Annotated in this window: 20 protein-coding genes; 6 read left to right on the top strand and 14 right to left on the bottom strand. The window is 59.9% G+C overall.

The features are described from left to right. The first annotated feature begins 286 nt into the window (after positions 1 to 286). Complete coding sequence (locus BM225_RS12650) at positions 287 to 991, top strand: HpcH/HpaI aldolase family protein (RefSeq protein WP_245780484.1); 705 nt, start codon at positions 287 to 289, stop codon at positions 989 to 991. On the opposite strand, the gene BM225_RS12645 is transcribed toward BM225_RS12650, so the two are convergent. The 14 genes from BM225_RS12645 to dapA all read right to left on the bottom strand — a co-directional run bounded on the left by BM225_RS12645 (position 981) and on the right by dapA (position 13291). Continuing rightward, positions 981 to 1889: a LysR family transcriptional regulator gene (locus BM225_RS12645; RefSeq protein ID WP_276326955.1), complete on the bottom strand. Its 909-nt coding sequence runs from the start codon at positions 1887 to 1889 to the stop codon at positions 981 to 983. The two genes, BM225_RS12650 and BM225_RS12645, sit on opposite strands and share 11 nt — an antisense overlap. Before the next feature lie 46 nt (positions 1890 to 1935). Then, positions 1936 to 2223: an EthD domain-containing protein gene (locus BM225_RS12640; protein WP_092464732.1), complete on the bottom strand. Its 288-nt coding sequence runs from the start codon at positions 2221 to 2223 to the stop codon at positions 1936 to 1938. Beyond that, positions 2220 to 3143, bottom strand: coding sequence for a dihydrodipicolinate synthase family protein (locus tag BM225_RS12635; RefSeq protein WP_072703017.1), 924 nt, complete (start codon positions 3141 to 3143; stop codon positions 2220 to 2222). The genes BM225_RS12640 and BM225_RS12635 overlap by 4 nt, the downstream gene beginning before the upstream one ends. Beyond that, entirely contained in the window at positions 3143 to 4072 is a 930-nt protein-coding gene (locus BM225_RS12630; RefSeq protein ID WP_092464731.1) for a dihydrodipicolinate synthase family protein, read from the bottom strand. Before BM225_RS12630 ends, BM225_RS12635 begins: the two co-directional genes overlap by 1 nt. Then, on the bottom strand, positions 4069 to 4503 hold the full coding sequence (locus BM225_RS12625) for a MaoC family dehydratase (protein WP_092464730.1): 435 nt from the start codon (positions 4501 to 4503) through the stop codon (positions 4069 to 4071). The genes BM225_RS12630 and BM225_RS12625 overlap by 4 nt, the downstream gene beginning before the upstream one ends. A gap of 3 nt (positions 4504 to 4506) precedes the next feature. Next, positions 4507 to 4902, bottom strand: a complete 396-nt coding sequence (locus BM225_RS12620) for a hotdog family protein (RefSeq protein ID WP_092464729.1) — start codon at positions 4900 to 4902, stop codon at positions 4507 to 4509. Between the two features lie 15 nt (positions 4903 to 4917). Next, positions 4918 to 6081, bottom strand: a complete 1164-nt coding sequence (locus BM225_RS12615; RefSeq protein ID WP_092464728.1) for an acyl-CoA dehydrogenase family protein — start codon at positions 6079 to 6081, stop codon at positions 4918 to 4920. Positions 6082 to 6108: 27 nt separating this feature from the next. Then, positions 6109 to 7311 (bottom strand): CaiB/BaiF CoA transferase family protein, encoded by a 1203-nt coding sequence (locus BM225_RS12610; RefSeq protein ID WP_092464727.1) that lies wholly within the window; start codon positions 7309 to 7311, stop codon positions 6109 to 6111. 175 nt (positions 7312 to 7486) lie between these two features. Then, positions 7487 to 8986, bottom strand: a complete 1500-nt coding sequence (locus BM225_RS12605; protein ID WP_092464726.1) for a class I adenylate-forming enzyme family protein — start codon at positions 8984 to 8986, stop codon at positions 7487 to 7489. An 18-nt stretch (positions 8987 to 9004) separates the two neighbouring features. Further along, on the bottom strand, positions 9005 to 9415 hold the full coding sequence (locus BM225_RS12600; RefSeq protein WP_092464725.1) for a DUF3830 family protein: 411 nt from the start codon (positions 9413 to 9415) through the stop codon (positions 9005 to 9007). 18 nt (positions 9416 to 9433) lie between these two features. Beyond that, positions 9434 to 10720: a TRAP transporter large permease gene (locus tag BM225_RS12595; protein ID WP_092464724.1), complete on the bottom strand. Its 1287-nt coding sequence runs from the start codon at positions 10718 to 10720 to the stop codon at positions 9434 to 9436. Further along, positions 10720 to 11238 carry a TRAP transporter small permease gene (locus tag BM225_RS12590; protein WP_092464723.1) on the bottom strand — a complete coding sequence of 173 codons (519 nt, stop codon included), beginning with the start codon at positions 11236 to 11238 and terminating at the stop codon, positions 10720 to 10722. The genes BM225_RS12595 and BM225_RS12590 overlap by 1 nt, the downstream gene beginning before the upstream one ends. Before the next feature lie 79 nt (positions 11239 to 11317). Further along, a complete protein-coding gene (locus BM225_RS12585; protein ID WP_092464789.1) occupies positions 11318 to 12295 on the bottom strand; it encodes a TRAP transporter substrate-binding protein in 978 nt (325 codons plus the stop codon). A 69-nt stretch (positions 12296 to 12364) separates the two neighbouring features. Further along, the gene (gene dapA / locus BM225_RS12580; RefSeq protein ID WP_245780482.1) at positions 12365 to 13291 is read right to left on the bottom strand and encodes a 4-hydroxy-tetrahydrodipicolinate synthase; all 927 of its coding nucleotides are present in this window, start codon (positions 13289 to 13291) and stop codon (positions 12365 to 12367) included. Positions 13292 to 13375: 84 nt separating this feature from the next. Between dapA and BM225_RS12575 the strand changes: the two genes are divergently transcribed. The 5 genes from BM225_RS12575 to BM225_RS12555 all read left to right on the top strand — a co-directional run bounded on the left by BM225_RS12575 (position 13376) and on the right by BM225_RS12555 (position 19187). Then, positions 13376 to 13741 carry a tautomerase family protein gene (locus BM225_RS12575; protein ID WP_092464722.1) on the top strand — a complete coding sequence of 122 codons (366 nt, stop codon included), beginning with the start codon at positions 13376 to 13378 and terminating at the stop codon, positions 13739 to 13741. Between the two features lie 65 nt (positions 13742 to 13806). Beyond that, complete coding sequence (locus tag BM225_RS12570; RefSeq protein ID WP_092464787.1) at positions 13807 to 14949, top strand: acyl-CoA dehydrogenase family protein; 1143 nt, start codon at positions 13807 to 13809, stop codon at positions 14947 to 14949. Beyond that, positions 14946 to 15389, top strand: a complete 444-nt coding sequence (locus tag BM225_RS12565; protein WP_092464721.1) for a MaoC family dehydratase — start codon at positions 14946 to 14948, stop codon at positions 15387 to 15389. The genes BM225_RS12570 and BM225_RS12565 overlap by 4 nt, the downstream gene beginning before the upstream one ends. A 14-nt stretch (positions 15390 to 15403) precedes the next feature. Continuing rightward, entirely contained in the window at positions 15404 to 16072 is a 669-nt protein-coding gene (locus tag BM225_RS12560) for a GntR family transcriptional regulator (protein ID WP_143095386.1), read from the top strand. A 325-nt stretch (positions 16073 to 16397) separates the two neighbouring features. Beyond that, positions 16398 to 19187, top strand: coding sequence for a bifunctional aconitate hydratase 2/2-methylisocitrate dehydratase (locus tag BM225_RS12555; RefSeq protein WP_092464718.1), 2790 nt, complete (start codon positions 16398 to 16400; stop codon positions 19185 to 19187). The last annotated feature ends 47 nt before the right edge of the window (positions 19188 to 19234 follow it).

Here is a 19234-nt window from a genome sequence, read left to right as displayed (position 1 = left end):
GTTCACTCGGCACAATCCAATGGCGCAAAACCTTGGATCAACTGGTATTTTGTTGCCTTTTCTCGATGCTGCGCAGTGCGCACCGCGCAGTAAAGGCCATCGACTATTAATATCGCGAGCCAGAGTATTTAATGCCATCGAAAGTGTGATTTACTTGAATTTTGTGATCCAGAGTGATCAGTATTTAGGCATATTCAGATCAGAAAAGATGCTCAAAATGAAAATTGGATCATCAAATTTGCCAGATTCACCTCAGGGTAGATCACATTTTGGGCTCGCTCTCTGCTTGGCCGCGCGCGCAGAATCGATCCTGCTCGCGCGCGGGGCAGGCTTTGACTTCGTTGTTGTCGATATGGAGCACGGCCCACTCGGATTGAGCGATCTGGGACAGGTCGCCGGCACGGGTATCGCAGCGGGACTGCCTGTCTACGGGCGTGTGACGGGTCCAAATTCTGGGGATATCGCGCGGGTTCTGGACTGCGGGGCCACCGGCGTGATCGTCCCACATGTGGACACGCCCGAACAGGCACAAAACATCGCGGCGCTCTGCCGCTTTGCACCCAACGGGCGCCGCGCCCTACCCGGCCCTTTGCCCGCATTGGACTACGGGATCGTCCCCGCCGCAGAGCTTTGCGCGCGTGCAGAAGCTGGCACGCAGGTCATCGCAATGATCGAAAGTGCGCTCGCACTGGAAAATGTCGATCAGATCGCCGCGACACCAGGCATCGACATGCTGATGATAGGCTCAAACGATCTGGCAGACGGGATTGGACGGCGCGGCGACCTAAACCACGAGGATGTCAGGCAGGCCTTTGGACGGATCGCCAAAGCGGCGCAAAAGAACAACTGTGATTTCGGTGTGATGGGCCTACCGCCCGAATTGGTTGCGCCTTATGCGCTCGACCTTGGCGCGGCGGCAATCGTGGTGACCAACGACACAAACCTGATTGTTGAAGGCGGCGCAGCGGCTCTAGCCAAAGTCAGGCGATAGGCCGCTGGCTTTCAGCCCGCACCTCTTCGAGCCGCAAGGCGACCCGTTCGCGGAACACCTCGATAAAGCGGCGGGTCTGGCGCGAGGGGACTTTGGTTTTCTGCATGGCGGCGCACAGATCGAAGCTCTGCTCTGACCCGTAGGGCCGGATCACTAGACCGGGGCGTAATTCGGTATGGGCTGACAGCTCGTCGACCAAGGCCACGCCCCAGCCATCGCGGACAATACGTACTGCGGCGTTCATAAAGCGCGTCTCAATCGAAGGGCGATACTCCAGCCCCTGCGCGCGGAAACTGTCGGCCAACATCAGGCCGATCCGCGTCGAAACTTGGGGTCCGATCAGTGCTGCGCCCATCAGATCCTTGGCCGTGATCACGTCGAGTTTGGCCAGCGGATCGCTGTCTTGTAGCAAACACACGGGACGCAGATCCGCGATTTGCTCGTAGTTCATCGCCTGCCGCTCATAGGGCGACATAGCAAAAGCCACATCCGCTACGCCATTCTCCACCACCTGCAACACGCTGTCCAAGGGGCGCGTTTCAAGAGACAATTGAATGCGAGGATAATCACGAGCGTAGTCGGCAATCACGCGGGGTAGAACGGACTCACTCAGCTCCGCCGTTGCCGCGATACGGATGCGTCCAATTTTTCCGCCCCGCAGATCGCCAGCCCTTTGGTTCACTGCGTCGCGCAGGTGGAACAGGGGCTCGGCTTCTTCGAGTAGGATCAGAGCCTCTTCGGTCGGGGACAGCCGATTGCTGACCCGCTCGAAAAGGGGGAAACCCAGAACCGTTTCAATATGCCGGATCGTGTTAGAGATCGAGGGCTGGGACATCCCCAGCCGCTCGGCCGCGCCGACCGTGGTGCGATAGGTCACAACGGCGCGCAGGATTTCCAACTGGCGAAGGTTCAGGATATCGGGAATGGCTCTGATCCTCGTGTTTTCAAGACTTTGTCATGCGGATACGCTTGAAGTTCTTTACCTTGTCCGTGAACGGACCAAAGCCTTTGATAGCCTCGAATTCGGGGGTTTCATAGGCTTCGGGGCCAGTAATCGTGTAAATCGCCACGTGACGTGGCCCGCCCTCCAGGCATTTTTCACGGCGAGCATCCAGCCAACCGGGGCAGGCCAGAATGTCGGGCAGATGCGTGTTTTCGTACCAGTCGTCAAAGGCGGCTTCGTCCTCGGGGGCGACATCAACGAACACGATATGGGTTTGCAGGGCGGTCATTCGGAAAGCTCCAGACAGGGGCGCAGAGCGACCATAAGGGCGTCAAGCTCTGCGTCAGAAATTCGAGGGGTGGGGGCGCGACAGGCGGGGCTGTCGATCCGGCCCATCGCAGCAAGGCAGGCCTTGAGCCGTGCGGCGGCCAGATGGCCGGGACGGGCATAGACAAGACGCGCCAGATCATAGAGCGCGGTGTGGATTTTCAGGGCATCCGCGATGCGGTCAGCGCGGACATAGGTATCCAGTGCCGTGATCAGGTCAGGCACCAGCGCGGAGAGGCTAACGGCAGAGCCATCACTTCCCAGCATATAGCAGCCGAACAGATGCTCGTCGCCCGACGCCATGACCGCCACATCGGGGCGCACCTCGCGGGCGGTCCGCAGGGTGGTCTCATAGGCTTTGACCTCCCAACTGCCTTCTTTGATGCCTGCGACGGCATCTATTTCGAGCAGCTGTTTCAGGAGGTCCGTGTCGTAGTGCAGACCGCCAGAGGCGACAGAGCCCTGAAACAGGTAGATCGGTGCGCCGGTGGCTTCGGCAATACCGCGGTGGTGGGCGACGACCGCCCGCGGGTCAACTCCCAAGCCCCACGAAAACGGAGCGAACACCATAATCGCATCGGCGCCAGCCTTCAGCGCGGCCTGTGCATCGGCCGCGGCGAATTCGGTATTTTCGGCGCTGACGGCGGCAAGGATACGGCGTTTGCCGGCAACCTCGCGGGCGATCCGAACGACATCGGCTTGCTCTGAGCGGGACATGTGGATGCCTTCGCCCGCGTGACCGTTCAGAAGAAGGCCCGCCTGACCGGGATCGGACAGAACCTGAGCGAAGTGATGCTCTAAGCCGGTGAAATCCAGCCCGCCCGTGTCATGCATCGGGCAGATAGTCGCCGCATAAAGGCCGCCGTTCAGCGCCGCGCTCATCACATCACCTCTGCGGCGATCAGCGCCTGACGGACACCGTCGCGGACCGCCTCGGTCTGGGGCAGCAAGGGCAGACGGGGGGCCGCGTTCTTGATCACGCCCATCATCTGAAGGCCGTCTTTCATGCGGGTGTGCATATCGACCACAGGCGCAGGGCCATAGATCGCGCGGACCACGGGATACAGGCGATCATTCGCCGCGCGCATCGCCGCCAGATCCATGTTTTCCGACGCATCCCACAGGTCCTTGAGCAGACCGGGAACAAGGCTGGCCAGTCCCGACAGGATGCCGTCGCCACCCAACGCCACTTGGCTAAAGAACCAATGGAAGTTAGAGGGCAGGATCGCGGTGTTGTCGTCCGCCGCTTTGATCGCGCGGCGGTTTTCGTCATAGGCCAGCAGCGTGGCAGAGCCCTCTTTCACCGCGATAACCTCGGGGATCTTGGCGATCTCGGCCAGCACATTGGTCGCCAGACCAAAGCCAGAGGCAATCGGGAACTGGAAGTGCGACAGGGGCATTTGCAGCTCTTTGGCAAGATGCTCGTACATCTTGACCGCCGCCATGGTGTTGGCATTGCCGCCGCCCAAAGCTTCGGGCGGGAAGATCACGGCCACATCGGCGCCCGCTTCGCACACCATTTCCGCCTGACGCAGAGCATCGGGAATGCCGGTGGGCACAACGCCAGCCAGCAGGGGCTGTTTGGGTGAAATCTGTGCGCGGGTCCGCTTGATCACAGCCATCTTCTCGGCATCGGTCAGGGCGGTCGCTTCGCCCGCATGGCCGTTTACAAAGACGCAATCGGTGGTTTCGGGCTTGGCGCAGTGGTCCAGAACGGCGCTGTAGCCATCCCAGTCAATCGCACCGGCTTCGTCAAAGGGCAGAACGGTCGCGACGGTGATGCCACGCAGGTCTTTGGCGGAAATGGTCATTGGGTCACTCGTTTTCTCGGGAATTTCAGGGTGGCATCAGCCTTGAGGACTTCGACGCCCTCTTCGTTTCGGGCGCTGGCCTGCCAATCGACGCTGCGGTTTTCCTCGTCCTTCGAGGAAATCCAGATGTCGAAGGTGATCGTGTCTCCGTAGCGGACCGCGCCGGTGAACCAGAAGCTGTCGCGGATCGACACGCCCACAGTGCCCACCAGTTCAGCGGTCAAGACGGACGTGCAGATGCCCGCGACCAGAATGCCCGGGGCAAGGCGTTCGCCGAACCGTGTGGTGCTTGCATAGCCTTCGTCCACGTGGACAGGGCCGAAATCGCCGGTCGCGGCGATGTACATGGCGCCGTCCGCCTCGGTCACGGTTTTCGAGACGGTCACGCGGTCGCCCACGGTCAGCTCATCGATGTTGCGGATGTCATACATGGCTTAGCCCTTCAGCGGGACCATGCGGGCGGTGCCGGTGATCGTCTCTGTGCCCTCGACCGCGATGGTCAGGGTGCAGTCGACCGCCTGATCGGTGGCCTCTGTCACGGTCGCGGTGGCGGCCAATGACGAACCAACGGGGAACGACGCGCCAAACGCAACGTTGAAGCTACCGATCCGCCAGTCAGCGCCGCAGAGGCGCCCCAAAGCGGTGGTCAGCAGACCGGCAGCCGCCAATTCGAACACCGACATGTCGGGCAGGTCCACGGATTTGGCAAAGGCGCGATCCACGTGGGATTTGGTCATGTTGCCAGTGATGCCGGTAAAGAACCCCTGCTCGGCCACGGTCATGGTCTTGCGAAAGGTGATGCTGTCGCCGGTGGCGGGAGGCGTAGTCATGGGAAATCCTTTCGATTACAGGGTCAGGCCGCGCTTGATCACCGAGCGGGCGATCAGCATGCGGTGCACTTCGGAGGTCCCGTCGTAGATGCGAGTGACGCGGGCATCACGGTAGATGCGTTCCAGCGGCAGTTCTTTGGTGAAGCCGTAGCCGCCGAACACCTGAATGCCCCGATCCGCCACGCGACCCAGCATTTCCGAGGCCTGAACCTTGACCATTGAAACCTTGTCCCGCGGGTCCATGCCGTTATCTTCTTCCCAAGCGGTGTTCAGCACCATCATGCGGGTTGCAAAGATTTCCATCGCGCTGTCGGCGATCATCTGCTGCACCATCTGGAAGTCACCGATGGGCTGGCCGAACTGTTTGCGGGTGGCTGCATGTTCGCGCATCATTTCCAGCACGCGGGAAGCCATACCAACAGCACGGGCACCAATGTGGCCCAAACGAATGCCGCCCACGTTGGCCATCATCACCTTGAAGCCTTTGCCGACCTCTCCCAGCACGTTGTCTTTGGGGATACGCACGTTGTCAAAATACAGCTCCGCGTGGCCATAGCCGCGGTGCCCCATCATGGGCTGGTTGCGGGTGACCTGAAAACCGGGCGTTCCCTTGTCGACGATCAGCAGGGTGATGCCGCCCCGAGCACCCTTTTCGGCATCGGTCACGGCCATGACGATCACGTAGTCCGCAATGTCACCGTCCGAGATAAAGTGTTTGGTCCCGTTCAGAACCCACTCGTCACCATCCAGACGCGCGTTGGTCTTGATCGCCGCTGCGTCAGAACCCGCGCCCGGCTCGGTGATCGCCATCGCGCAGATTTTGTCACCTTTGACAGTGGGATAGAGGTACTTCTGACGAAGCGCCTCGTCCTCGAACTGTTCCAGCATCGGGTAAACCTGCCCAAAAATCCGGCGGATCAGCGCGTCAGAGGTCTGGCCCAATTGCTCTTCGACCAGACACATATCCATCACGCTAAGGCCAGCGCCGCCGACCCCCTCGGACATATTCATGGCGTAAAAGCCCAGTTCCTGCGCCTCTGCGCGGACAGCGGCCAGTTTATCGGCGGGAATTTCCGCGTTCTCTTCGGTCTCGCACTCCAACGGCTGAACCTTTTCGCGGACGAACTTGCCCACCGCTTCGGTGACCATTTTCATCTCGTCGGAAATCGTAAAATCCATAACTTACTCCAGTTTCGGGGCGCAGGCTTAGCTGCGCATCTTGTTGGTTTGCACGACGACGCCAGCTTCGATCAGGCGATCGATCTCGGCAGCATCCACGCCAGCCTCGGCCAACACCTCTCGGGTTTGCTCGCCCAAGGCGGGGGGCATCGTGCGGATGGGGGGAACCTCTCCGTCGTAGCGGACAGGGTGGGAAAGCATTTTAAAGGTCGAGCCCTGCGATCCCGTCATGTCGGTAAAGGCCTGCAGGTGATCGACCTGCGGGTTGTCGAGCAGACCATCATAGTCGCGGACAACTTCATGCCAGACGCCTGCTTCGGTCAGCTTTTCTACGGCCTCTTCAATGGTCAGCGTGGCCATGCCCGCCGCCACGAGGCGCGAGATTTCACCACGCTTGCTAAAGCCTTCGTCAGCGCTCAGTTCCGCCAGTTGCGGCAGGTTCAACGCACCGGACAGCTGCGACGGCGTGGACATCGAGATCATGACGTGTCCGTCTTTTGCCGCATAAATCCCGTAGGGCGCGGGGCTGAACCAGTTGGCCATGCCGTCCTGACCACGCGGACCCGCCTTTTCGGCGCCGTTCATCCATGCGGTGATGGATTCACCCTGCAAGTCCATTGCGGCCTGCAACATGTTCACGTCCACGCGGCGGGCAACACCAGTGCGCTCGCGCTCGAACAGCGCCGCGATGATCCCCGCAACAGTCAGCGCCGCTGCGTGATGGTCAATCGGGACAGAGCCAACCGCGACCGGCCCGCTCTCCATGCTGCCGGTGTGGGCGGCCAGACCGCACATCGCCTGCAGCAGAACGTCCTGACCGGGGCGTTTGGCGTAGGGGCCATCGATGCCGTATCCGGTGGTGGTCGCGATGATAATGCGCGGGTTGACTGCGCGCATTTCGGCTTCGGACAGACCCAGTTTGTCCAGCGTGCCGGGGCGGAAATTCTCCATCACCACATCAGCAGTTTCGATCAGTTTCTTGACCGTCGCGATGCCTTCGGGGGACTTCAAATCCACCGCGATCGAGCGTTTGTTACGCCCCGTCGTGATATGGTTGACCGAGGTATCGTCCACGAACCGATTGGCCACGGCCCAGTTGCGCTGGAACGCGCCGGTCAAGGGTTCGACCGTGATGACATCCGCACCGATATCGCCCAAATGCTGCGCCGCAGCGGGGCCGGACAAGAAGTGGTTAAAGCTGAGTACCCGGATTCCGTCGAGTGCGCCCATGATGATCCCTTTGTGTTGTCTGAGATCAGGCTAGAGCAATCAAAAGCGGCTGTTAATATAGCCTGCGATAATCATTCATACGCCTGATATTTGTTTTTCAAATAGTATAAGCCGAAGAAGGTTTCCTATTCATATCAATGGCTTCACTGGATTTCCCTGATATCTACCGCGCTGTTCAGGCGTCGGTCCGTGTCTCTGCCCATTCTGCGGCGCAGGCCTTGCGCCGGATCTTGCCAAACCCGTCGCGAGGCAGCGCATCCAGCACAGAAATGTCTTTGGGCACCTCTTGCGGGCTCAGCTTTTCAGCGCAAAATTTCCGCAGCGCCGCATGATCGATTTCTGCACCCGCTTTGGGCTCTAGGCAGGCCACGATGCGCTGCCCCCATTCGCGATCTGTGGCGCCAAACACCACCGCATCCGCCACGTCGGGGAACTGCAGCAGCACAGCCTCGATGGTTTCGGGGTGCACCTTGACGCCGCCCGTGTTGATCACGTCATCGCGCCGACCGCCAAGGTACAGGTAGCCGTCCTGATCCAGCCAACCGACATCACCGATGCTTTGATAGCCATCGGCATCTCGCTCGGGCTGGGGGGCATTCGGGCCAGCATAGTGGCTGCGCCCACCGAGGTCATCGGGACGCATGAAAATCTCTCCGGCCTCACCTGCGGGCAGCAATGCGCCATCGGGGCCATAGATGCGGATATCGGTCTCGAACCCGCGCCCTACCGACCCGCGATGAGCCAGCCATTCGGCCCCTGTGATCGTGGTCTGGCCGGTGTTTTCACCCGACCCGTACATCTCGGTCACGCGGTCGGGGCCAAGAACTTCGATCCACGCCTCTTTCAGCCACGCGGCGCAGGGCGCGCCGGTGTGATACATGGCGTGCAGAGTTTTGAGACTTGCGCCGCTGGCCGCCAAGCGGTCGTACATCCGCACCATCATGGTGGGGACGACCATCGCGAAACCAACCTGATATTCATCGATGACTTGCAGGGCGCGGACGGCATCGAACCGCTCCATCAGGACCAGCGTGTTGCCCTCGAAGAGCCCGTTCTGCGCCCAAGTGAACGGCGCGTTGTGGGACATCGCCCCGCACACCAGTTGCACCTGATCACAGCGGAAGCCCAAACGCGGGGCCACGCGGCCCCAGCTGGCCCCCGGCACACGGACGAGCGGACGCTCGTCGCACATCATCTTGGGCAGACCTGTCGATCCGCCGGACAAGACAATCTTGCCCGGTGTCGAGATGCGGTCCTCGACCTCTGTTTCAGGCAGGCTCTTAGCCAGAGCTTCGAAATCACACTGGGTCAGATCACCGACGCCCGTGCGCTGGGACACGACCAGCGCGGCGCCGCTACGCTCTTTCATGGCGGCGGCGGTTTCGGGCTTGATGCCGGGGTCCAGCACCATCGTCGTCGCACCGACTCGCCAGATCGCAACGGCCAGCGCGATATGGGCAGGCACGTTGCCCAAGGCAAAGCCCACCACATCCCCCTGCCCCACGCCGCGCGCCATCAGCGCACGGGCAAAGCGGTCAGCCATCGCGTTCAACTCGCGCCATGAATAGGTTTGCGCGTCCCCCACACCCGACAAAAACACCAAGGCGGTCTGGTCGCCACGCTCTGCGGCCAACTGGCGCAGACGGGCGCCAAAGCTGATGGGGGATGCGGTCATGGCGTACCTTTCTGTCGCTTAAACTTCTTCGAACAGGATGTCCTGCGCGCCTTCCCACAGAACCTTGGGGCCGATCTCTTTCAGCTTGTCGAGGTTCGAGGTCAGTGTGATGAAGTGGTTGCCCGCCAGCTGCCCCATCTTGGAGGCAAAGTTCACGCCGCCATAGGCCAGCAGAATCTCGGTCTCGGAAATGCCCCCGGGATACAGCACGAACTGACCGGGCGCGGGATAGGTGGTGTGGTTCTCGTAATCGACGCCGAAATCGGTATCGCCAAGGGGGATCCACACGCCCTCGCCCGACCAGCGCACGTGAACGACTTTGCTTTTATAGGGCAGCTGCGCTTTGAATGCGGCGACGGTTTTGGGCGCGTCTTCTTCGAACTTGGCGTCGAATTCGATACCGGCGATGGTGACTTTGAGTTTGGTCATGAGTGGTGGTCTTTCTGGTTAATCAATCAGGCCGAACATGCGGGGCAGGAACAGCGTAAGTTCAGGGATAAAGGTCACGGCGATCAGCATGGAGAACAGGCCCGCCAGCGGCCACGCGAGGCGGCGGGACACCTGCATCACGGACCGTCCGGCGACGGACGAAGCCACGAACAGGGACACGCCATAGGGCGGGGTCACCGTGCCAATCGCGCAGTTCAGGATCACGAGCAGCGAGAAGTGCAGCGGGTCGACGCCCATGGTCACTGCGATCGGGGCCAGTACGGGCACCATGATCAGGATCGCCGCGATGGTTTCGAGGAACATGCCCACGAACAGGAACAAGAGGTTCGCGATGATCAGAAACACGACTTGGCTCGACGAAACGCTTTTGATCCACTCGCCAAGGATTTGAGGGACGTTCGCGTTGGCGATGAGCCAAGAGAAGACGCTCGCGGTGCCGATGATCAGCATGACGGCGGCGGACAGGGACGCGGTTTTCAGGATCAGGCTTGGCAGTGCGCTGAGTTTCAGGTCACGATAAACGAACGCACCCACCAGCAGACCATAGAAGCCAGAGACAGCCGCCGCTTCGGTCGGGGTGAAAACCCCGCCAAGAATACCGCCAAGGATCAGGAAGGGCATACCAGCGGCGGGCAGCGCGGCCCACGCGGCGCGGCCAAGGCGCGGCAGGGTAAAGGGTTCACTATCGCGGTAGACGTCGCCCCCACTGCGGGCCTTGAAGTAAGAAATGACCATCAGCATCAGGATGCACATCGCGCCGGGCAGGATGCCCGAGATGAACAGCGCACCAATAGACACGTTGGACACAACAGCAAGGATGACCATGGTCAGGCTTGGCGGGATGACCTGCGCGATAGAGCCTGCGCAGGCGATCAGGGCCGCGCCGAAGTCGACGTCATACCCTTTGCGTCGCAGTTGCGGCTGCATGATCGCCGAGATCGCAGCGGTATCCGCCGAGCCGGAGCCCGAGATCGCCGCCAGACCAGCCGCCGCAACGCAGCTGACTTGGTAAAGGCTGCCGACGACCCAGCCGATCAAAGCCGAGGCGAACTGGACGATCCGGCGAGAGATGCCGCCAGCGTCCATGATCACGCCAGCAAAGACAAAGAACGGGATCGCCATCAGGGTAAAGGAGTTCAGTCCGGCAAAGACACGCTGGCTGACGATAGCAACAGGCACGTCGGTCGTGGAGATCAGCGCCAGCACCGCCGAGGCGCCAAGGACGAAGACAACAGGGACGCCGAGAGCAAGCAGGAACAGGAAGGCAAGAGCGATAACCAGCATCAGATGGCCTCCTCGGGGTCTGGGTCAGCTTCGGGCGGGGGGAAGGGGTTGTCCCAGCGCTGGATCACGGCGAGCAGCAGCTCGAGCGTCATGTAACCGGCGCCGATGGGCAGGCAGAGGTAGATATACTTCATCGGGACGCGCAGGGCTGGCGAGAGCTGGAACGCGCCCATCTTGATCAGGGGCTGGGTGCCATAGGCCAAAACCCACAGGAAACTCGCGACAACCACGGCGATCAAAACCAGCGCAACGCGGGCGTAGGGCAGCGGCAGCTTGGCAGGGAGCATGTCGATTGCGACGTGCTGGCCGCGAGCCAAAGCAACGCCGGAGCCTAGAAGCACCAGCCATATCTGGCTAAAGGTCGCGATCTCGGACGCTGCGGCGATGGAGTAGTTAAAGACGTATCGCCCGCCGATCTGCACCAGAACCGAGACCATCATCACGGTGAACAGGATGATCACCGCAGCAGAGGCGACAGCACGCAAAATCAGACAAAGGCGTTCGAGAAGGGCGAACATGGGCGAAACTTTCCGGTCGTAAAGCCCCGGCCGCACGGGAAGCGGCACGGCCGGGTGAGTTGGGTCTAGTAAGGAAGGGTTACTCGACCGATTTCAGAAGTTCGAAGATTTTCTTCTGGCCCTCGGTTTCCAGATACTTCTGCTGGACGGGAGCTGCGGCTTCGCGGAACTCGGTGGTGTCGGGGCGGGTCATTTTCACGCCAACCTCTTCCAGATCCGCAAAGCGTGCGTTGTCGCTGGCCAGATAAGTGGCACGCTCGAACTTGCCGGCTTCGAGGCCCGCTTCGTCCAGAGCCGCCTGAACATCTTCGGGCAGAGCGTCATAGGCAGCTTTGCCCATGATCACGGGCGCGACCAGTTCCAGCCAACCAACAACGGCCCAGTCGGGCGCAACTTCGTAGAACTTCTGCGAGAAGAAGTTGGTGTTCGCCGCCTCTGCGCCATCCACAACGCCGGTTTCCAGCGCGCCGTAAAGTTCGGTGTAGGCAATCGGGGTCGCGTTCGCGCCAAATGCGTTGAAGGTATCCACGTGCGCAGGGTTCTGCATGGTGCGGATCTTCAGGCCTTCCATGTCAGCCAGCGATTCAATCGGCTTCTTGGTCATGATGTGGCGGGTGCCTGCCGAGAAGACGGCCAGCAGGTGGAAGCCTTGCTTTTCCAGCTCTGCCTGAATGGCGTCACGGACGGCGGGATCGCTCAGGGCGCGGTCCATCTGCTCTGCGTTTTCAAAGATGAAGGGCAGCGAGAAGACCGACAGATCGGGGACAAAGTTCGACAGGGTCGAGTTTGCGGTTACCGCGATGTCCACGGTGCCCATCTGGGTGCCCTGAATGCTCTCCATCTCGTCGCCGAGGGTCGCATTGTCGAACACTTGAATGGTGGCCGCACCGTCTGTTTTTGCTTCCAGAACTTCGGCCATCTTGCGCAGACCGACGCCATAGGGCTCTTCGGCGTTCGCGTTGTGGCTGGCTTTCAGGGTGATGTCCTGAGCAAAGGCAGGTGCGGCGACAGCGGTGATCGCCATAGCGGCGCAAAGTGCAATGTTGGTCAGTTTCATCATGCGTATCCTTGTTAAACTCACTGTTGGGAGGGGGTCTTTATTGTTGTGGCGCGTGGCGCCGTTCGCTCAGGCGATGAACCCGAGTGTTCTTAGAGTTCCTTCAAGCTCCGCGCGCTTATCCTCGGGCAAGGGCAGGCGCGGCGGGCGGGGATCGCCCATCGAGCGACCGATCATTTTCATCGCGGCCTTGGTGGCCGACACATACAGGTCGCCAGCCAGCGCGTTGATCAGAGGCAGGCTTTTGACATAGAGGTCACGCCCCTGCCCCGATCCATCTACGGTCTTGTCGAACATCTCAGCCGACAGTTTCGGTGCGATGTTCGACATGACAGAGCTATAGCCCTCGGCGCCTGCCAGATAGCTTTCCCACGGGTAGTAGCCGGCGAAAACGGTCATCCGGCCTTGGCACGCCTCGAGCAGTTCGGTCACGCGGTGTACGTTCTTTGACGTGTCCTTGATGTAAGAGATATTGTCCACTTCGGACAGACGCCCGACCAGATCTGCCGACAGGTCCACATTCGCGGTGAACGGGTTGTTATACAGCATCACAGGGATCGAAATCGCTTCGGCCACGCGGGTGAAGTGGACCACCAGTTCCGCGTCGGTGGGCGACGAGTAATATGGCGGCACCAACATCACCCCATCCGCGCCAAGGGTCTCTGCCTTTTTACTCAGATCGACAGCTTCGTCGGTCCATTCGGCGGCGGTGCCGATCAGGACAGGCACGCGGCCATCGGCCTGACGGATGACGGTTTCGGCGACAGCGGTGCGCTCATCGCGGGTCAGCGACAGGAATTCGCCCGTGCTGCCAAGGGGGATCAGGCCGTGCACGCCCTCTTCGATCTGCCAGTCGACATAGGACTTCAGCGCTTGCAAATCGACCGCGCCCTCGGCGGTGAAGGGGGTCACACAAACAGTATAGCTGCCCTTGAACGTCATCGTGGTCTTTTCCTTCTGCGGCCCGGTTTGGGCCTGTTCGTAAATCTGTTGCACTCAGCCTTCTTCTGATCAGATAATAAGTCAATGCCCGCTATTCGTATCGAATGCCGCGCACGCACAACCAACAGGAGAAGACCCGTGCCCTTTATCGAAATCATCGACAACGACTGTTCCCAAGAAATACGGGAGGTTGCGACGGAAACCATGACCAAAGGGCTCTGCGATGCCTACGGGATCAGCGCAGATATCGTGACCTGCTATTATTTTTCGGCACCCGCAAATTCCTACGGACATGCCGGAAAATTTGGCACATGTGCTGAAATTTACCGCTTTTTTATAAAGGTTCACGCCTTTCCGAGACCCCAAAAGGCGAAAGCAGAGGCCGCCCGCGCAATCACAGCGGCAGCGGTAAAGGCTTATAACGCTGATCCAAAACACGTGATCGTCTACTTTTGCGACCGAGAGCCCTCGGATGCCTTCCACGCGGGCGTTGCCTCGACTTGACCGGATCGAGTCGCGGCGATAGCTCTTGATCAGATCGCATCAGTTTTCGGAATTTGGAGATCACATTGGATCAGTTCTACAGCGAAGAGCAGCGCATGGTGCGGGACACCGCGCGCAAGCTTTCGGAAAACGTGGTCGCCCCTGCGGCCGCCACCATCGACCGCGAGGATGAATTTCCCCGCGAAATCTACAACGCGCTGGCTGAACAGGGGCTGTTCGGCGTTGCACTCAGCGAAGACGCGGGCGGCGTGGGCCTTGATGCCATGGCCGCCTGCATCGTGATGGAAGAGATCGCGCGCGGCTCTGGAGCGGTCGGCAACGCATTCGCCATTCCGGTCGAGGCCGCGATTTTCTTGGATCACCACGGGTCGGAGACCACCAAGGGCTGGATTCCCGGCATCCTAGACGGCTCCGTCATTCCTGCCACCGCGGTCACTGAACCGGACACCGGATCGGACGTTGCGGCCATGAAAACAACGGCGATCCGCGACGGCGACGAGTATGTGATCAAGGGCACCAAAGCGTGGGTGACCTTTGGCCAGATCGCCGACGTGATCATGGTTTTCGCGAAAACCGACCCCGAGGCGGGCCACAAAGGCATCTCTTGTATTCTTGTCGAAACCGACCGCGCCGGCGTCATCAAAGGTAAGTCTGAAGACCTACTCGGGATGCACGGTCTGGCCGAATGCATGGTCACCTTTGACGAAGTCCGCGTGCCAGTCGCAAACCTGATCGGCCCTGAAGGTGGCGCGTTCAAAATGGCCATGGGCAACTTCAACTTTGCCCGCCTGATGATGTCTTCGATGGCGCTTGGCATGGCGCAAGCCGCGATGGAAGACGCCATCACATACGCCAATGACCGCAAGCAGTTCGGCAAGCCGATCTTTGAACACCAAGCGATCCAGTTCATGATCGCCGACATGGCCAAGGATATCTCGGCCGCACGCCTGCTGATCCACAACGCGGCCAAGCTTTATGACGCAGGCCATTCCATCGCGATGGAGGCCGCGCAGGCCAAGCTGTTCACTACCGATATGGCGCAGGTTCACATCTCGAACGCGCTGCAAATCCACGGCGGCAACGGTTATTCCCGCGAGTTCCGCATCGAGCGCCTTTTCCGCGATGTGCGACTCAGCCAGATCTACGAAGGCACCAACCAGATCCAGCGGATGATCATCGCGCGGCAGGTGCAGAAGGCCTATTCATGAACCTGTTTTACGAAGATGTGGTCGTCGGCACGACTTACACGACCGGAACGCACAAAATTTCAGCACAGGATATTGCGGATTTTTGTCGCCTGACACGGGATCACCACCCCCTGCACACCGACGATGACTACGCCAAGAAGGCAGGATTCCCCGGAATCATCGCCCACGGCCTTTACGGTCTGTCCCTAATGGAAGGGCTCAAGACCGAGCTGAAGCTCTACGAGGACACCTCGATTGCATCCCTTGGCTGGAACGATGTGCGGTTCAAGACACACATTCTGGCGGGGGACGAAGTCTATGTGGAAATGGACTTCACCAGCAAACGCGAGAGCAGTTCGCGACCTGCGGGGATCATTACCGAAGCCGTGCGCCTTTGCCGCAAGGACGGAACAGTCCTGATCGACGCCGAACATATCTCCTTGATCCGCAAGGCGGGTTGATCAACATTCTGTGCATGGAAGATGAAGCAACTTTGCCAGCCGATAGTGCCGTAAATTCAGTGGATCAGGTGACCAACCTGATCCGAGAAGACATCCTTGCCGGTCGTGTCACCCCCGGCGAGCGCCTGAAAACCAGCGAACTGGCCAAGCGGCTGGGGTTCTCGACCATGCCCCTGCGCGAAGCCCTGCGAAAGCTGGAGGGCGAAGGGCTGGTCAGCATCGAGCCCAACCGCGGCGCGACGGTGCGCCAACTCGATCGCAGCTACGTCACCGATCTGTTCGAGCTGAACACCGAGCTTCGGATTTTTGCCGTGCGCAGCGGGATGCGGAAGCTGACGCTGGAACGCATCCGGACTCTCGAAGCGCTGGCTGCGGACTATCGGACACAGCTCGAAACCGGTAATGACACAGAGGCGATTGAGAGCAATCGCCGCTTTAACGCCAAGCTAATGGAGTTTGGCGGCAACAAAGAGGCGTTGCGTGTCTTCTTACGTGGCTGGGATACGATCTTTGCCTTCCGTCGCAACTATGGCTACGGCTCGGGCCGCCGCAGCGTGATGGCCGAAGAGATGACGCTACTCATTGATGCCATGCGCCGCCAAGATATGTCCGCAGCCGAAGCGATCCTGCGCATGCAGAACGCCGCCGTCATGGACGACCTGATCTCGCGCATCGAGACCTGACCTTAGATCGGGGCCCCGCCAAGGTGCCCCGTCTGACGTCTGCCGGACCACACCAAGGACGTGGATTCGCCTACTCTGCCCCTATTTCCCGCTCAGAAGCCCCCGCAAAGAGTGACCCAAGGTCAGGCATAATGCCTCAGGCCGCTGAAAAACGTCGCTTTTGCTCGACACAGAGGCGTTCGGGCCGTAATCCCGTCGCCAACCTCTTGCCACGTAAATACGTTTGGTATACATCCGCATACAATTAAGCTTGCCGCCGCTCGCCAACTCATATTTTGCCGCTCGGCACCCAAGCTTGCCCCACCACTGAACCGCAGGGATCGCCATGAGCTTGTACACTGCCTATCTTGAAGAAATCGAAACCCGCAAAGGCGAGGGCCTGCACCCCAAGCCGATCGACGACGGCGCGCTGGTTGCTGAACTGATCGCGCAGATCGAGGACACAGCGAACGAGCACCGTGAAGACTCGCTGAACTTCTTCATCTACAACACCCTGCCCGGCACCACGAGCGCCGCAGGTGTGAAGGCAGCGTTCCTGAAAAAGATCATCCTTGGCGAAGCAACCGTCGCAGAAATCACCCCCGATTTCGCGTTCGAACTGCTGTCGCACATGAAGGGCGGCCCTTCGATCGAAGTTCTGCTGGATCTGGCGCTGGGTGACGACGAAGAGATCGCAGGCAAAGCTGCTGACGTGCTGAAAACTCAGGTCTTCCTCTATGAAGCAGACATGGAGCGTCTGGCCGCTGCCTATAAAGACGGCAACGCGATCGCCAAAGACATTCTGGACAGCTACGCGAAGGCCGAGTTCTTCACCAAGCTTCCCGAAGTGGACGAAGAAGTTAAAGTTGTGACCTACATCGCTGCCGAAGGCGATATCTCGACCGACCTTCTGTCGCCCGGCAACCAGGCGCACTCTCGTTCGGACCGCGAACTGCACGGCAAGTGCATGATCAGCCCCGAAGCGCAAAAAGAAATTCAGGACCTGCAAGAACAGCACCCTGACGCACGCGTCATGCTGATCGCTGAAAAAGGCACCATGGGCGTTGGTTCGTCGCGTATGTCCGGCGTCAACAACGTCGCGCTGTGGACCGGTAAGAAAGCCAGCCCCTATGTGCCTTTCGTGAACTTTGCCCCTGTTGTGGCGGGCACCAACGGCATTTCGCCGATCTTCCTGACCACTGTTGGCGTGACCGGCGGCATCGGCTTGGACCTGAAGAACTGGGTCAAAAAGCTGGACGAAAACGGCAAGCCCGTGCTGGACGCCGAAGGCAACCCTGTTCTCGAACAGAAATACTCGGTCGAGACCGGCAAGGTCCTGACCATCAACACCAAAGAAAAGAAACTCTACGACGAAACCGGCGCAGAGCTGGTCGACGTCTCCTCTGCCTTCACCCCGCAGAAGGTCGAGTTCATGAAGGCTGGCAGCTCCTATGCTGTGGTCTTTGGCAAGAAGCTGCAAACATTTGCCGCTGAAACTCTGGGTGTCGAAGCCCCCGCCGTCTACGCACCTTCGAAAGAAGTGACCGTTGCCGATCAGGGCCTGACCGCCGTCGAAAAGATCTTCAACGCAAACGCTGTTGGCGTCGAAAAGGGCAAAGTCCTGCACGCTGGCTCGGACGTGCGCGTCAAAGTGAACATCGTTGGCTCGCAGGACACCACCGGCCTGATGACCAGCCAAGAACTGGAAGCCATGGCGGCGACCACCATTTCGCCCACCGTTGACGCGGCCTACCAGTCGGGCTGTCACACCGCTTCGGTTTGGGACAAGAAGGCTCAGGCCAACATCCCTCGCCTGATGAAGTTCATGAATGACTTCGGTCTGATCACCGCGCGCGACCCCAAGGGCGAATACCAGGCGATGACCGACGTGATCCACAAAGTGCTGAACGACATCACCGTCAGCGACTGGGACATCATCATCGGCGGCGACAGCCACACCCGTATGTCCAAGGGCGTTGCCTTTGGCGCGGACTCGGGCACCGTTGCTCTGGCACTGGCCACCGGCGAAGCCACCATGCCCATCCCCGAGTCGGTCAAAGTGACCTTCAAGGGCCAGATGGCGGACCACATGGACTTCCGCGACGTGGTACACGCAACTCAGGCGCAGATGCTCAAGCAGTGCGGCGACAACGTGTTCCAAGGCCGCATCATCGAAGTGCACATCGGCACCCTGCTGGCAGACCAAGCGTTCACCTTCACCGACTGGACCGCAGAGATGAAGGCGAAAGCCTCGATCTGTATTTCCAACGATGAAACCCTGATCGGTTCGCTGGAACTGGCCAAAGGCCGCATCCAGACCATGATCGACAAGGGCATGGATAACGAAGCCAAGACTCTGCAGGGTCTGATCGACAAAGCCGACGCGCGCATCGCGGAAATCAAGTCGGGCGAGAAGCCTGCCCTGACCCCCGATGACAACGCCAAGTACTTTGCCGAAGTCGTCGTTGATCTGGACCTGATCGACGAGCCCATGATCGCCGACCCCGACGTGAACAACGCCGATCCGTCGCGCCGTTACACCCACGACACCATCCGCCCCGTGTCCTACTACGGCGGCGACAAGAAGGTGGATCTGGGCTTTGTCGGCTCGTGCATGGTGCACAAGGGTGACATCAAGATCGTCGCGCAGATGCTCAAGAACCTCGAAGAAGCCAACGGCAAGGTCGAGTTCAAGGCACCGCTGGTTGTGGCCGCACCGACCTACAACATCATCGACGAGCTGAAAGAAGAAGGCGACTGGGACATCCTGCAGAAATACTCGGGCTTTGAGTTCGACGATCTGTTCCCCAAAGCCAACGCCCGCACCGAGTACGAAAACATTCTGTACCTCGAGCGTCCCGGCTGTAACCTCTGCATGGGCAACCAAGAAAAGGCCGCCAAAGGCGATACCGTTCTGGCGACCTCGACCCGCCTGTTCCAAGGCCGCGTCGTTGAAGACAGCGCCGAGAAGAAGGGTGAATCGCTGCTGGCTTCGACCCCCGTGGTTGTTCTGTCGGCGATCCTTGGCCGCACGCCCAACTCGGACGAGTATAAGGCAGCGGTCAAAGGCATCAACCTGACCAAGTTTGCACCGCCGCAGGAAGTTCCCGGAACCTCGCGTTCGGTCCACTTCTAAGACTGAAGCTTGATTGCTAAAATTCAGTGGGCCGCTCGTTGTCAGAG

This window comes from Donghicola eburneus, assembly GCF_900115865.1.
GTDB classification, from domain to species: domain Bacteria; phylum Pseudomonadota; class Alphaproteobacteria; order Rhodobacterales; family Rhodobacteraceae; genus Donghicola; species Donghicola eburneus.
This window is presented reverse-complemented; position numbering and strand designations above follow the sequence as displayed.